The sequence below is a fragment of the Janthinobacterium goodfellowi genome (assembly GCF_051380695.1).
Lineage (GTDB): Bacteria > Pseudomonadota > Gammaproteobacteria > Burkholderiales > Burkholderiaceae_D > Janthinobacterium.
This window is the reverse complement of record NZ_JBNYXN010000004.1, coordinates 213,949-228,513: the sequence shown is the minus strand read 5'-3', so window position 1 is coordinate 228,513 and position 14,565 is coordinate 213,949. Positions and strand designations below refer to the sequence as shown.

At 55.9% G+C, this 14,565-nt stretch carries 14 protein-coding genes; 6 read left to right on the top strand and 8 right to left on the bottom strand.

What is annotated here, in order from left to right:
- Positions 1 to 15: 15 nt before the first annotated feature.
- The 3 genes from ACQ4WQ_RS16975 to ACQ4WQ_RS16965 all read right to left on the bottom strand — a co-directional run bounded on the left by ACQ4WQ_RS16975 (position 16) and on the right by ACQ4WQ_RS16965 (position 2,238).
- Positions 16 to 663, bottom strand: a complete 648-nt coding sequence (locus ACQ4WQ_RS16975; RefSeq protein WP_436498607.1) for a TetR/AcrR family transcriptional regulator — start codon at positions 661 to 663, stop codon at positions 16 to 18.
- A gap of 107 nt (positions 664 to 770) precedes the next feature.
- Entirely contained in the window at positions 771 to 1,727 is a 957-nt protein-coding gene (locus ACQ4WQ_RS16970) for a bifunctional helix-turn-helix transcriptional regulator/GNAT family N-acetyltransferase (RefSeq protein WP_436498605.1), read from the bottom strand.
- A gap of 82 nt (positions 1,728 to 1,809) precedes the next feature.
- Positions 1,810 to 2,238, bottom strand: a complete 429-nt coding sequence (locus tag ACQ4WQ_RS16965; protein ID WP_436498603.1) for a hypothetical protein — start codon at positions 2,236 to 2,238, stop codon at positions 1,810 to 1,812.
- A 172-nt stretch (positions 2,239 to 2,410) separates the two neighbouring features.
- On the opposite strand from ACQ4WQ_RS16965, the gene ACQ4WQ_RS16960 reads away from it, so the two are divergent.
- On the top strand, positions 2,411 to 3,580 hold the full coding sequence (locus ACQ4WQ_RS16960) for an Lcl C-terminal domain-containing protein (RefSeq protein WP_436498601.1): 1,170 nt from the start codon (positions 2,411 to 2,413) through the stop codon (positions 3,578 to 3,580).
- Positions 3,581 to 3,593: 13 nt separating this feature from the next.
- Here the strand turns inward: ACQ4WQ_RS16960 and ACQ4WQ_RS16955 are convergent, their stop codons facing one another.
- Positions 3,594 to 4,310: an SDR family oxidoreductase gene (locus tag ACQ4WQ_RS16955; RefSeq protein WP_436498599.1), complete on the bottom strand. Its 717-nt coding sequence runs from the start codon at positions 4,308 to 4,310 to the stop codon at positions 3,594 to 3,596.
- A gap of 152 nt (positions 4,311 to 4,462) precedes the next feature.
- On the opposite strand from ACQ4WQ_RS16955, the gene ACQ4WQ_RS16950 reads away from it, so the two are divergent.
- Positions 4,463 to 5,767 (top strand): MFS transporter, encoded by a 1,305-nt coding sequence (locus tag ACQ4WQ_RS16950; RefSeq protein WP_436498597.1) that lies wholly within the window; start codon positions 4,463 to 4,465, stop codon positions 5,765 to 5,767.
- 337 nt (positions 5,768 to 6,104) lie between these two features.
- The gene (locus ACQ4WQ_RS16945) at positions 6,105 to 7,685 is read left to right on the top strand and encodes an isocitrate lyase (protein ID WP_326458610.1); all 1,581 of its coding nucleotides are present in this window, start codon (positions 6,105 to 6,107) and stop codon (positions 7,683 to 7,685) included.
- Between the two features lie 181 nt (positions 7,686 to 7,866).
- Here the strand turns inward: ACQ4WQ_RS16945 and ACQ4WQ_RS16940 are convergent, their stop codons facing one another.
- The gene (locus tag ACQ4WQ_RS16940) at positions 7,867 to 8,301 is read right to left on the bottom strand and encodes an STY0301 family protein (protein ID WP_326458611.1); all 435 of its coding nucleotides are present in this window, start codon (positions 8,299 to 8,301) and stop codon (positions 7,867 to 7,869) included.
- Positions 8,302 to 8,311: 10 nt separating this feature from the next.
- Positions 8,312 to 8,698, bottom strand: a complete 387-nt coding sequence (locus ACQ4WQ_RS16935) for a BPSL0067 family protein (RefSeq protein WP_436498595.1) — start codon at positions 8,696 to 8,698, stop codon at positions 8,312 to 8,314.
- Between the two features lie 141 nt (positions 8,699 to 8,839).
- Here ACQ4WQ_RS16935 and ACQ4WQ_RS16930 point away from each other — a divergent pair, with 141 nt between their 5' ends.
- From ACQ4WQ_RS16930 to ACQ4WQ_RS16920, 3 genes are all read left to right on the top strand, one after another.
- On the top strand, positions 8,840 to 9,169 hold the full coding sequence (locus tag ACQ4WQ_RS16930) for a type II toxin-antitoxin system RelE/ParE family toxin (RefSeq protein WP_436498593.1): 330 nt from the start codon (positions 8,840 to 8,842) through the stop codon (positions 9,167 to 9,169).
- Between the two features lie 31 nt (positions 9,170 to 9,200).
- The gene (locus tag ACQ4WQ_RS16925) at positions 9,201 to 9,620 is read left to right on the top strand and encodes an addiction module antidote protein (RefSeq protein WP_436498591.1); all 420 of its coding nucleotides are present in this window, start codon (positions 9,201 to 9,203) and stop codon (positions 9,618 to 9,620) included.
- Between the two features lie 657 nt (positions 9,621 to 10,277).
- Entirely contained in the window at positions 10,278 to 10,496 is a 219-nt protein-coding gene (locus ACQ4WQ_RS16920) for a hypothetical protein (RefSeq protein WP_436498589.1), read from the top strand.
- A gap of 451 nt (positions 10,497 to 10,947) precedes the next feature.
- On the opposite strand, the gene ACQ4WQ_RS16915 is transcribed toward ACQ4WQ_RS16920, so the two are convergent.
- Positions 10,948 to 11,871: a hypothetical protein gene (locus tag ACQ4WQ_RS16915; RefSeq protein WP_436498587.1), complete on the bottom strand. Its 924-nt coding sequence runs from the start codon at positions 11,869 to 11,871 to the stop codon at positions 10,948 to 10,950.
- Between the two features lie 304 nt (positions 11,872 to 12,175).
- Positions 12,176 to 13,774 (bottom strand): DUF6119 family protein, encoded by a 1,599-nt coding sequence (locus ACQ4WQ_RS16910; protein ID WP_436498585.1) that lies wholly within the window; start codon positions 13,772 to 13,774, stop codon positions 12,176 to 12,178.
- Between the last annotated feature and the right edge of the window lie 791 nt (positions 13,775 to 14,565).

The following is a 14,565-nucleotide window of genomic DNA, read 5'->3' as shown; positions in this document are numbered from 1 at the left end:
TTTCAAGTTAAATCGCTAAATATCTGAAGTCAGGTAATTTAAAGCAACACGCACCAGCTCATCCTCGAGCGCCGCGCCCGACAAAAAGGATAGCGAACCCGTCAAGGTATGCTGGTTCAGGATGCCCAGCAGCACGGGCGGCACGACCATCATCGCCTGCGTGGGGTTCGGGTGGCGGATGCTGGACGACTTGCTGGCCAGCACGGCGACCGTGCGCTGCGAGATCAGATGATTGATCTGGTGCACCCTGTCGCGAAATTGCGCATCCTGCGACGCGCGCGTGATCAGGGCGCGCAGTACGCCGCGCCGGCCCGTGTTGACGGCCACGAACATGGCCACCATGGCGCGGATGAAGTCTTCCAGGCTGCGCCCTTCCCACTGGCGCAACTCCGTCAGGGTTTCGACTTTTTCCACCATGTCGGAAAAAAAGCGCTGCAGCAGCAAGCGGCTCAGGGTGTCCTTGTCGCCCAATAAACGGTAAAACGTGCCCACTGAGGTTTCCGCCAGTTTGGCCAGGTCGGCCACGCCGATTTCATCGAAACGGTTTTCCGCCAGCAACTGTTCACCCACCAGCAGCAGGCGCTCGAACGCCTGCTTGCTGCGCGCCTGGGTGGGCTCCGGGGGAACGATCATCTGCGGGAAGGGCATCGGGAAGGAAGGCATGCGGCGTCGGCGTCTCTCGATAGTGGAACCACGGTTCCGTTATGGGAGCACGTATTGTAACGCGGGAGACGACCGATGGGGAGCGCCGCGTGGCGCCCTGGCGCGCGCTACCTGCCCTGCCACTCCATGTAGACGTCGGCGCGCTGGTAATGGGCGTCGCCGGCCGGCCGCACCACGTGGCTAAAACCGCTGCTTTCGTACAGGCGGATGGCGGGCGCCAGCTTGCTGTTCGACTCGAGGAACAACAGTTTCGCGCCGCTGGCCTCGAAGGCGTCGAAGGCCCGTTCGATCAGCCGGCGCGCAATGCCCAGGCCCTGGCATTCGGGCGTGACGGCCATCTTCGACAGCTCGATGCTGTCTCCGCCGGCGCGGATCAGGGCGCAGGTGCCGACGATCTTGCCGTCCAAACGCGCGAGGAAAATCTGCCCGCCATCGTCGAGGATCGAGCGTTGCGGATCGGACAGCACCTTGTCGTCGAGCGCCTCGACATAAAAGTAGCGTTCCAGCCAGGCGATATTCAGGCGCTTGAAGTCGGCTGCGTACTGGGCGGCGTAATCGATGATCTCCACAGCCGCCCGCTCGCGCTGGCGCCGGCACGCGGCGATCGTCTCGCCGAAACCCTGCGCCTGCAGGCGCGCTTCGGCCCGGTCCAGGCTGGCCATCAGCTGCGGCGTGCCTTGCTCGAACACCGCATCGACGGCGGCGCGCACGTCGTCCCACAGGGGCGCCATGTCGCGCAGCAAGGCTTGCCCGGCGTCGGACAGCGCCAGCAGCCGGCGCCGCTCATCCTTGACATCCGGCAGCTCCGCCACCACGCCGGCGTCGAGCAGCTTGCGCCCCAGCTGCACCACGACCGGATGCGTCTGCCCAATCTGCGCGGCCAGGGCCGTGATAGCCGTCGGGCCATTGTCGCGCAGCAGCAATAACAAGGGAAAACAACGCGACGTCAGCTCGACGCCGGCCGCCAGATAGCTGGTATCGACGCCGGCATACAGTTGATCGGAAAGACGGCGCAGGCGACTGGCCAGCATCAGGGAGCCGTAGGTTTGCAGATTGGAAGACATGAGATCAGGATATGTGTAAGTAGTTACGTATACCCTAACGTAAACGGGCTTTCGGCGTCAAGCCTCAGCGTTTGTTGATCGCTTATTCATCATCATCGGCCAGCGCCACCTGCAGCCTGGCCCGGAAAACGGTCTCGACCACCCCCTCCAATCCCGGCCACACCTGCGTCAGCCAGTGCTTGCCCTCCTCGCTCACCTCCACGTACGGCGCGTCGCGCATGGCGCAGGCCCGGCCAATCGCGATGACTTGCCCCGCATCGTCCAGGCCGCCGGCGATCATGGCGGCTATGGGCAAGGCGATCAGCTCGGCGGTCAGATGCGGACGCAGCAGGCAGGCGGGCGCGATGATGGCGAACGACGCTTCCACGTAACTCCAACAATTGGTGGGCCAGTGGGCAGCCTTGACGGCCTCGATGAAGGCCGCGTCGCTGATCGTTCCAGGATGGGCTTGCGCCTGCGCATACAAGGCGGCAAGGGCGACGAGTTGGGGCGGGGAAGTCCAGGTGGGCATAGCGCATTGATCCAGGCAAAGCCGCGCTGGGCCGGCGGCAGTGGCGGACTGTAGCATGTTCAAGCGGCACGCTAAAACACGGCTGGCGCGGGCATAATAATCACCTTCGTCACTTTCGCCAGTCACACCGATGCCAACAGCCTTTGAACTCTGGAAAGCCGAATTACTAATTGTGGGCAACATCGTCCAGGACGACGACAACGCCACGCCGCCCGATGAAGCCCAGCAGCGCTTCCAGCGCTACTGCGCCATGCTCGATGCGCTGACGGGCAAGGAAGGCGCGCAATATGCACTGGCCATCTTTCAATCCGTGCAAGCCGAACACGATTACGGCGCCTATCAGATAGCCAACCGCGCCGCCTGGCGCTACGGCGAGACGGCCTATTGCATGGCCCTGCTGCACGAACTGCCGCGCCTGATCGCCACCTTGCCCGACTGGGCGGGCGAGTTTCTCGTCGGTATCGCCAATGGCGCCGGTACGCCCCACGCCTCGGCCATCAACTGCTTCAACTCCCTGCTGGCCGGCGCGCCGCCCGCGCCTCAGGCGCTGGTCGCGGCCTTTATTGCCGAGGAAGAAGACGATGGCTGGTTCGGGCATTGCCCTGGCGTGCTGGGCGCCGTTGCCGGCGAGCGCTACGCAGGCATCATGCCTGGCCACGCTGGCGCCCCCGGCTACCAGCTGTTCCTGCTGCCCGGCGAAGGCGGCGCCCTGCCCTGGCAAGCCGCGCTCGACTGGGCCGCGGCGCGCTGCGCCTGCCTGCCCACGCGCAGCGAGCTGGCCTTGCTGCACGCCAACTTGCGCCACGCCTTCCCGGATGCCTGGTACTGGTCGTCGGAAGCGGACGCCATCCTGCCCCGCATGGCCTGGAGCCACGATTTCGACAACGGCACCCAGTACAACTATCGCAAGACGTATTCAGGCCGCGCCAGCGCCGTGCGCCGGGTCACATTGGCGCCAGCGGAGGCCGCACCCGTCCCCTTGCGGCAGGGCGAGCGCTATGCCGGCCTGATCCTCGGCTGGGATGGCGCGCCCGATTACCACCTGGTGCTGCTGCCGGACGAGCGGGAGCTGGAATTCCAGTCCTGGCAAGCCGCATCCAACTGGGCTGCCAGCCTGGGCCGCAGCCTGCCGGATCGGCGCGAGCAGACCTTGCTGTATGCGACATTGAAAGAGGCGTTCCGGCCGAACTGGTACTGGTCGAACGAGTTGGGCGACATCGAAGGCGAAGCCTGGTGCAAGGATTTCGACACGGGCGTCGCCTACCAGAACGCGCGCGAATTTGACGGCTATGCGCGCTGCGTGCGCCGGGTGCTTGTCGAGGCCGACGGCAAAGACACGTAAAGCTTGGAGTAAGCTAAAAACGCTCGTCGCGCAGCGCCGGCATCACCAGTTCGCGCACGAACGAGGCATTCGACAGGTTCAGCAGCATGCGCACGACGGCGACGACGTCATGCACGGGAATCAGTTCGCCTTCGCCGCGCGCGCTAGCGTCCGCCAGCGGCACGGACAAGCCGTCGTAGGTATTCAGATAACCGAGCTGCAGCGCCGTCACGGCCAGCCCCTGTGCGCGGAAACCCTCGCGCAAGGCGTCGGCGATGCCGTTCAGGGCGAATTTCGACGCGCTGAACGTCACTTCCGGGCGGCCGCTCTGGCGCAGGCCGGACGTCGAGCCCGTGAGGATCAGCTGCGGCTTGCTGCTGGCCAGCAAGCGCGGCACCAGGTGCTTGAGCAGCAAGATCGTCGCCGTGATATTCGTATTGACCATGTCGACGATGGCGTCGTCCGCATCGCCGAGGAAAGCGTAGTCGTCGCTGAAGGCCTTTTCTTCCCACACGCCCAGGTTGTAGATCACCGCGTCCAGCGCGGCCGGCGCTACGCGCGCGATGCGTTCGACGGCCTCGGCGGGTGCGGCCAGGTCCGCCGCGATCCATTGCAACTGCACGCCCGGACCTGCAGGCAAGTCGGCGGGTTGCTGACGCGATACGCCGATGACGGCATGGCCGTCAGCGAGCAAACCGTCCACCAGCGCGCGTCCCAGGCCCCGGCTGGCGCCCACGATCATGATGTGCATACTGTGTCCTTTCCAATGAAGTCAACGCGGATGATAGCGGCGTTGTATTAAGCACAGCTGAGGCTGATCCCCATACGCGCCGCGTTTACTCACGCGGCGGAAATGCGTATGCTAGATCTGGCAATCTCCGATAACACACAAGAACGAGACACATGCCTACTTCCAACACCGCCGCACTCCACGCCGCAAGCCGTCCCCTCACGCAACAAGACTACAAGACCCTGTCGCTGGCCGCCCTCGGCGGCGCGCTGGAATTCTACGATTTCATCATCTTCGTCTTCTTTGCCAACGCCATCGGGCAATTGTTCTTCCCGCCGGAGATGCCGGAATGGCTGCGCTTGCTGCAAACCTTCGGCATCTTCGCCGCCGGCTACGTCGTGCGTCCGCTGGGCGGCATCGTCATGGCCCACTTCGGCGACTTGCTTGGCCGCAAGCGCATGTTCACATTGTCCATCCTGATGATGGCCGTGCCGACCCTGCTGATCGGCCTGCTGCCGACCTACGCCAGCATCGGCCTGGCCGCCCCGCTGCTGCTGCTGTTGATGCGCATCTTCCAGGGCGCGGCCGTGGGCGGCGAAGTGCCGGGCGCCTGGGTGTTTGTGTCCGAACACGTGCCGAGCCGTTACACGGGCTTTGCCTGCGGCGTGCTGACGGCCGGCCTGACGGTGGGCATCCTGCTCGGCTCGCTCGTGGCGACGGGCCTCAACACCATCTACACGCCGGCAGAAATCAGCGATGGCGCCTGGCGCTATCCATTCCTGCTGGGCGGCATCTTCGGCTTCGGCGCCATGTATCTGCGCCGCTGGCTGCATGAAACGCCGGTGTTTGCGGAAATGCAGCAGCGCAAGGCGCTGGCGACGGAAATGCCCTTGAAATCCGTGCTGCGCAGCCACCGCGGCGCCGTCGTTGTGTCCATGCTGCTGACCTGGATGCTATCGGCCGGCATCGTCGTCGTCATCTTGATGACGCCGGCCCTGCTGCAAAAAATCCACCACATCGCCCCGCGCACTACCTTGGTGGCCAATACCGTGGCAACCCTGTGTCTGGCCTTCGGCTGCATCATCGCCGGCATGCTGGCCGACCGCCTGGGCGGCAAGCGCGTGATCTTCGTCGGTTCCGTGCTGCTGGCCATTTCCACGTACCTCTTCTACACCACCGTCGGCAGCCGTCCCGACCTGCTGCTGCCCCTGTACGCGATGACGGGCCTGTTCGTCGGCGTCGTCGGCGCCGTGCCCTACGTGCTGGTGCAAGCATTCCCGGCGCAGGTGCGCTTCTCGGGACTGTCGTTTTCCTACAACTTGTCGTACGCGATATTCGGCGGCCTGACGCCCGTGGTCGTGACCCTGATGCTGAAGAACAATGTGCTGGGCCCCGCCTATTACGTGATCGGCGTGTGCGTGATCGGCATGCTGACGGCCCTGTTCATCAAGGATCAGCGGCAGACCGTGGGACGCTAAATCAGCCGCCAGCGGCCCAGGCCACCTTCGGGTGGCTTTTTTTACGCCCCGATTTGTCGCGCTGCACCAAATTCTGAAAAGACGTTTCACATCGCGAAATTTCGAACAGCGGACTCATCAATTAATTCTCTCACTTTTTGAAAATTCATTTCACATCATGAAAAATAATAATTAAGCCCTTTAAAAACAAAGACTTAATTTAAGTTATATGTCTTATATAAGACTTGAAGATCAGCGCAAATCGGCCTACTATTTAGTCATGCAGTTTGCTTCGACAAGACGTTGTGGCGCACTCGGCGATTTTCTCAAACATAGCTTTTCTTTTTAGGAGATTCACATGTCCCAATATCAAGACGACATCAAGGCTGTTGCTGGTTTGAAAGACCAACAAGGCAGCGCATGGAACGCCATCAATCCCGAGTCCGCCGCCCGCATGCGCGCCCAGAACAAGTTCAAGACCGGCCTGGACATCGCCAAGTACACGGCGAAGATCATGCGCAACGACATGGCCGCCTACGATGCGGACCCATCCAAGTACACCCAGTCGCTCGGCTGCTGGCACGGCTTCATCGGTCAACAGAAGATGATCTCGATCAAGAAACACTTCAACAGCACCGACCGCCGCTACCTCTACCTGTCCGGCTGGATGGTCGCCGCCCTGCGCTCCGAGTTCGGCCCGCTGCCGGATCAGTCGATGCACGAGAAAACCGCCGTCTCGGCCCTGATCAAGGAGCTCTACACTTTCTTGCGCCAGGCCGATGCCCGCGAACTGGGCGGCCTGTTCCGCCAGCTGGACGCTGCCCAAGGTGCTGAAAAGCAAGCGATCCAGGCCAAGATCGACGGCCACGTCACCCACGTCGTGCCCATCATCGCCGACATCGACGCCGGTTTCGGCAATGCCGAAGCAACATACCTGCTGGCGAAACAGTTCATCGAAGCGGGCGCCTGCTGCATCCAGATCGAAAACCAGGTATCCGACGAGAAACAATGCGGCCATCAGGACGGTAAAGTCACGGTGCCGCACGAAGACTTCCTGGCCAAGATCCGCGCCATCCGCTACGCCTTCCTGGAACTGGGCGTGGACGACGGCATCATCGTCGCCCGCACCGATTCGCTGGGTGCCGGCCTGACCAAGCAGATCGCCGTGACGAATGAACCAGGCGACCTGGGAGACCAATACAATTCCTTCCTCGACTGCGAAGAAGTGTCGGCCGACGCGCTGGGCAATGGCGACGTCATCATCAAGCGCGAAGGCAAGCTGCTGCGTCCAAAACGCCTGCCAAGCAACCTGTTCCAGTTCCGCGCCGGTTCCGGCGAAGAGCGTTGCGTCCTCGATTGCATCACCTCGCTGCAAAACGGCGCCGACCTGCTGTGGATCGAAACGGAAAAACCGCATATCGCGCAAATCGGCGGCATGGTCAGCGAAATCCGCAAGGTCATCCCGAACGCCAAGCTGGTGTACAACAACAGCCCATCGTTCAACTGGACCCTGAACTTCCGCCAGCAGGTGTATGACACCATGAAGGCCGACGGCAAGGACGTGTCCGCCTACGAACGCGCCCAGCTGATGAGCGTGGAATACGACCAGACGGAACTGGCGATCGCCGCCGACGAGAAGATCCGCACCTTCCAGGCCGACTCGGCCCGCGAAGCCGGCATCTTCCACCACCTGATCACCCTGCCGACCTACCACACGGCCGCCTTGTCGACCGACAACCTGGCCAAGGAATACTTTGGCGACCAGGGCATGCTGGGCTACGTGGCCGGCGTGCAGCGCAAGGAAATCCGCCAGGGCATCGCCTGCGTCAAACATCAAAACATGTCCGGCTCGGACATCGGCGACGATCACAAGGATTACTTCAGCGGCGAAGCGGCGCTTAAAGCTGCCGGCAAAGACAACACCATGAACCAGTTCTGAGCTTTTGGCTTGACGGTAGAGTGACAAGGCCCGCTTCGGCGGGCTTTTTTGCGTCTGGCCCGCCGGCGGGCGGCAGTTGCGTAGGTCGCCTTAGCGGAACGCGTAAGCCGACATGCACAGCTGCAGGCGCTGATTGCAACGGCCTGCGATTCACCCAGCAATACCGCTGATACCAACTCACTTACCGGCAATCAATATCGATCTCGTTCTGCCCGGCCTTGCGGCCTTTCCTGTAGGTGAACTCGCACAGGCTGACACTGTCGTCCATCCTCCGCGACAGCGTGACTTCGCCATGCACGCCGTAACTGCATTGCAGCCACTTGCCGCCTGGATAGCGGCCTTCCAGACGGTAGCTGAGCGTCGTGCGCCCTTGCTTCGTGCGCTCCTTGCTGGGCACGAGCTGCCCCCTGCGCGCCGGCGCGCCGTCGATAGGCGCTGCGGCGCTCAGGTAGAGCGGACTGCCGATATACGGCGTCCAGCCGGCCGGCACGGCGCTCAGGCTGATCGACGCCTCGGGCACGCTGTCCGGACAAACATAAGCGGCGGGCATCGCAGCCTGAGTAAGCATAGGAAATAGGCAGCAGGCGGCGCCGGTCAACAAACGTCGATGTTGCATGGATGCCCCCTTATTCGATGACGAAAAAAGCATCGGCATTGTTGCTGGGGTCGATATGCAAGCCATTCTTGTACTGGCCTTTGGCACGCAAGGTGCGCGAAGTCACGATGCCCGGGCGCTTGCCTCTCCACTGGTCCATGACGAGAATACCGTCCAGCGTCTGTCCCATATACAGGGCCGCGTGATTGCCTTGCTGATGATTCGCATACTTGCCATTGACGAATGTGGCAATGGCCGTGCCTTTGCGCAGCAGGCGATTTCCCAGCACTGCCTCCCCCTGCTTCCAGGCCAGGGTGGCTGGGGCGCCTGCGTAATGACGGACCAGCGCGACGCATTGATGGTTGCCGACCATGGAGGTTTTTTCCAGGTCGTCGACTTTGGTGTAGGCATAGGGCACGGGACTCTCCGGGCTTGGTGGGAGAGGCTTACGATACATGTGGGAAACTGTGCGGGGTTTGAGATGGGATAAGGTTTGCGGGGGAGTAAGGGTTACGCAAATCTGATTGCGCATCTGTATTCGAATGAATACAATGATTTCATGAAGACGGTCAAAAAAACCAAGTACTTCAGCGACTGGTTGTCCGATATCAAGGATTCCAAGACAAAGGCAATCATCGCTCAGCACATTGTCCGGTTGGAAAACGGGCTGGGTGACGTGAAGGCAGTTGGTGGCGGCATGCGTGAATTACGCATTGATGTAGGGCCAGGATGGCGCGTCTACTTCATTGAAGTTGAAGGCTACGTGATTGTGTTGCTAGTGGGAGGCAACAAGAGCACCCAGGCTGCCGACATCAAGAAGGCCAGGCAAATGGTCAACGATTTGAAGAAGTCTGCCGCAGAGAAAACCGTCGCCAAACCGACAAAATAATAGCGACCCGAAACAATACAGGAGGTGCATCATGACTGAGCACAACATCACGCTGTCCGACCTTGAAGGGCTGGATCTGGAAGACTTCGACCCAGCGGAATACATCACCAGCGATGAGGCAGCCGCCGCCTACATCACACAAGCACTGGCAACCAACGACGCCGCCATATTTGCCGCCGCCATTGGCGATATCGCGCGTGCGCGCGGCATGACGGAAATCGCCAAGGCGGCTGGCCTGGGGCGCGAGAGTCTGTACAAGGCACTGCGCCCGAATAGTCAGCCGCGCATGGAAACCATGACCCGCGTACTGGGTGCGCTTGGGGTGAGGCTGGTGGCGGAGGTTGTTGGGTCTGGGAAGGGGGAAAAGGTGAGTGGCGTTGCAAAAAAAGAGGCAGCGGTGAAACCGCGCTCGGGGGGCAAGTCGGCGGCAGCGAAGCCAGCAGCTGCCTAGGGCTAGGCCTGCCATTCGGAGACGGACTGATGCGTTGGGCGCCGTAGAAACCTATTGGGGCCTTGTTGGCATAATTTCATAGCCTATCGAGGAAGTTGAAGGGGCGGACATACTGGCCAGGTCTTCGTCGAATCGAGCAACTGCTGTCTGCTGCGCGAGTAGCTTCACACGCCAAGGGCGTACATTCTCGGTTTTGATCACGTTCTCAACTGTGAGGGCCTATACCGTGCACAATACCTCAGCCCGTGTACGAGAGGGGGATTCGAATCATGGCTGAAAATGCGCATGAATAGCCGATTTCGACGGATATTAACTTGAAGAATGCCCTCAACGATGACCTTAACAAAAAATTACATAAAACACCACGAATTAATGCGAAAAAATATCCATTCGAGCAAAGGATTGAAAATCCTTGTGTCGTGGTTCGATTCCGCCCCGGCCACCAAGAATGCTTCAAAAAGAACGCCAACCGTAAGCCCTGTCTCACAAGAGGCAGAATGGTACGGTCCTCGTTTCGATAGCAATTGTCGCTAGAAATCCCAAAAACTAGTCCTTGCAAAATTGGACACACGCCCATAAATTTAGAAGGCCGGTCCTACTACACCCGGCAGCATGTAAGAGAGCAGCAACCTCCAACCTAAAAAATTGGAGGATTACTTGAACAAAACTAATCGCTTGAAGCGGGTCACTGACTCGGTTCTGAAGCATGCCTACAGCAACACCACGATCTACTTAACCATGATTGGAGCATTGTTTAACGAAGACTACCCCACCGCGCTTGCCTGCCTGAAGGCTGTCATCCTCCGAACTGTATTCGGGGCCGCCATTAGTCGCATCAAACGACAGAAGGATTTCGATGAAAAACCAAAGACCTAGCACTTCCACCCGTTAAGCTTTTCGTGCTCGGAGGTTGAACCTCCAAACCACTGCGCGGCTTAGACAGCGGCACAGAGCGGTAGTGTAGTTAGGGTATTTAGCAATCGACGTGACCAATGATAAATCCACTGTTACCTTTGAGAATCGGCAATGATGACCGGCACGAAGTTGTGTGGGCAGAATTGACTCATTGGTTATCACTTTACGAACATCTCGTCCAGCGTCAACAATACGTTAATGTCGAGGTGAAGGATTCGCCATTTGTTAGTAGCGTACTATTTGTACTGCTTCGTCGACTTGCAGAACTGAGAACGCAAGGCCAGCCGCCTCAGCAGCAAATTTTTCTTTGCCCGAAGATTCGTCCAGTACCTAAGCTTGGCCCCAGCGCGCGCGGTCCGCCGTGATTCGTGAAAAACCCAGAGGTTGATCTGCTAACCCTTCAATTTCAAGCTTAACCCTCTGGTCGTTCAAACTCGCCCCCGCAGGTAAGGCATTTGTCCCATTCTGTACTGATCACGTTACCATTGCAGTCAGCGTCAGTACATTCAGTTCGCTCGACATTCTCGGTTTGGTTGCAAATAAAGCAATTCAACTCTTCGCAAGTCGGCGATTTGGTCAAAAGCGTTGCGGAGCGAGACTGAAAACCATCTTCAGCGCAAGTAGAAAAAGTACAGTTAGAACATAGATATGCGCGACGTTTTTTATCAAAGCCAAAATTCTGCAGCACTGACTTTGGTGTCAATAGGTCTTTGATCGCATTAAATTCACGTACAACGCTTACCTCTACGCCCTCTGCAGTCCACAGGTGAGACGCAGACGAATCGGATAGAGCCTCACGCCGAGCATCTACCCATCTGATGGCTGGCATCAGTGAGTTGTAAATTTTTAGTATTTCGTCTATAAGCATCGTAGCGTTCACCTTTAAGTCAGGATTCACGGAATGCATAATAGAATTGCGCCTTATGCGCAGGGCTTCGAAACTTGTCGCGAAATCCTTGTCAAGTGGGGTAGCAGCGCAACTATCGTGCAAGCGCACGATATCTTGAGCGTCAACAGTTCGAAACTGCGAGAACGCAATATTGCCATCGGGACCCGGTTTCGGCCATTCTCGCGGTGCATTTAAGATCAATAGAAGAGGGCTTACATCAGCGATTCGACCCTTTAGCAGGAATTCTGCGCCCTGATGCGCAATCGCTAAAGCTGTGGAAAGTTTTGTATTCGACAACCGCCAATAAGCGTCTTCTTCTTCAACATCGATCCAGTCTTTGGCATCCTGTAACTGTGTGAGCAGAACTGCCACGATGTCCCAGGACTGATCCAATAATGCGCACCCAATTGCATCGAAGTCGCTCTTTGTCGGTATATCCTTGATCATCTACACCACCTTAGTACGTTGCCAGTCACTTCCCAACTGAACAAGCGTTGGGAAGGAATGGTGAAGCGAAAGAAAAAAGCGTTTTCCCTACTCCAAACTACTACGCCAAAATGGAGTAGCGCAAAGCGGAAAAACAATTTAAATTCAATTACTTACAGATTGCTCAAAATCCTGGCGGGGGAGGGATTACTATCATAAACGAATCCATTGTGGCGCATAATTGTCGGCTATGTTCAGATTGCCGCATACCCCAAAACATACCCTCACCGGCACCTAGACCTTCCGTATTTCACTTTATAAAATTCTAGGTCAAGTCATGTTTCGATATATAAAGTCTCGGTTTAAGATTAAAACTTTTCACTAATTTCCGCCAAGCTTCTATTGCCAATAAAAACTGAACTGAATTTATATCCGTAATTTTTTCAACATCGCCTTCAAATACGAACCACAATCCTGCAGAAACCAACTGATGTTCAAAATCAACAGACTTCCTCATTATTAACTCAACCGAGTCTTTTGATTGCTCGATATTATAAATAAGATCATGGTTAGCTTCAGATATTTTAACGGAAATTATTTCATTTTCTTTATATAGGTCAGCAATTTCAACCTTATATTTCTGCCTTCCCTCGCTCAATGACCGCATTTGCGTAAGTTGCCGATCCAGCAATTCATAACCATGGTCAGTACATAGTTTTTTATTGAAATAACTTTCTCGATATACCACCTTATCATCAACATCTTCTTTTGCTAAAATCTTCCTTTCCTTCTCGGCCTTCCACGCAAGGTAATCTTTTTCGCTCAGATCAATCATTTTAACTAACTCGATGCTCTCAAGCGAGCGCTTAAGATAATCCATGAATATTTGATTGAACTTATACCACTCTCCATTTCGGAGGAAGTAGTATGAATTATCATGGAATATTGGAAGATCTAGGACCTCCTTGAGTCCTTTTGTAAAACTTCCAAGTTCATCATTCTGAAACTGGACTCGAATTGAATTAACATCAACAATATCCCTGTTTTCCTCAAGGAATTCACGAATGGCAGAAATTTCCAACGTGTTTCCGATATTTTTCTTATGATATTTATCTTGACCTGGATTCTTGGCTGACAGTCTATACTCATAGTCGTGAAAACTAAAGCAAATCGCTACTCCGTGAACGGAAAATTCTTCAACATTTACCTTCCCCTGTTCATCCCTTAGACATGCAAGCAGCAAACCATCTAAATCATCCCCCAATTCATTTTCCACCTGTTCAAGTTTTGGCAACTGAATTATTTCTTCCTTAACAGAATGAGCGTCAATCTGTTCGAAAACAGATGATAGATTCGACGGATGAATGTCCATATCCATTTGTATGGAATCAGCAAAAATTATATTTTTCTTTCCCCATATTTCCTTATCCGACGCTTTGAGTTTTAAATGGTCTACTGACTCCCCTGGCTCATAACTATCTTTTTGAAATTTCTCGTACGAAGAAACATCTTGTCGTTTGGAACCCGCGAAATATCGACTTTTCTTTAAAAGAATAGTATTTTCGTCAGCCATACGAACTGCTAAATTTATGCCGAAATCCGAACTAATGAACTTAGATAAATAGAAGTGAGCTTTACCTAAACTGATGGCATATATTCTTTCCTCGTTCTTAGTATCCGAGCAAAGCAGGACACCAAAATAAAAATAATTTTTAGGTTCATCCAGTCCATCTTTGAAAAAATCACGGTATGTTTGCCACCACCAAATAGGATTCCCCTCCACCTTTTCAGAAAAGTAAAATTTCATTTCGTATTCTTTAGACTGCAATGTCTTCTGTTCGAAAAGGCCGACCATTTCTAACTTTTGTTTTAGATCATTTAATCGTTCATGACGAATCTTATATATGTTGTAGGTATTGTGCATAATGACCCTCTCAATTCGCATGAGTCTAAAAAAATTAACAGATGTGATCAGGATAGCATCTTGCCCAGTAGAAAAATACATAAAGTGTCACCGCGAAACGATGCTTGCAACAAAAGATGGCCAATACTTGTCCACCGTCCGCCGCTCAACTGTTCCGAAATTGTGGCAATGCACCATTCAGCGCCTGTCAACGCGCTAGAGGCACGACTTGGCGTCGGCGATGCTAAGGTCTCTCGCACGAAGCTTTGCGCATAGGAAAACCGAAGCGAGGGAGCGAGGGTCAGGTCCGCCATTTAGACACAGACTGATGTATTGAGCGCCTTAGAAGCATGCTCGGTCGAAAACCTGATTAGAACCACGAACGCGCGCCGCAGGCGCGTCGGACTGCCGAGGAGCAAGGGGCAGGCTGCCATACGGACACGGACTCACGCAAAGGTGCAGTAGATGCATGCTCATTCGAAAGTCTAATGTGGGGTGTTACGTTGAGCACGAAGTGCGAATAAGCAGGTGGGAAGTTAGCTAACCGAAGGTTAGCTAACTTCACCTATCCTGCCCCGCTTCGCACAACGACTAAACCACAAAAATCATCGGACGCAACTTCGACCGAACCATTTTTTTGCAGGTACGAGAGCAAATTTAGCAGGAATGTATGCCGAAACTAGCACGGTAGTTCCGCCCCGTGCAGCGACTGAACCCTTAAATCACCGGGTAATACCTCGGTTGAACCATTTTTTTGCCGGTACGGGAGCAGATTTAGCAGGAATGTATGCCGAAAGTAGCACGGTTAATCA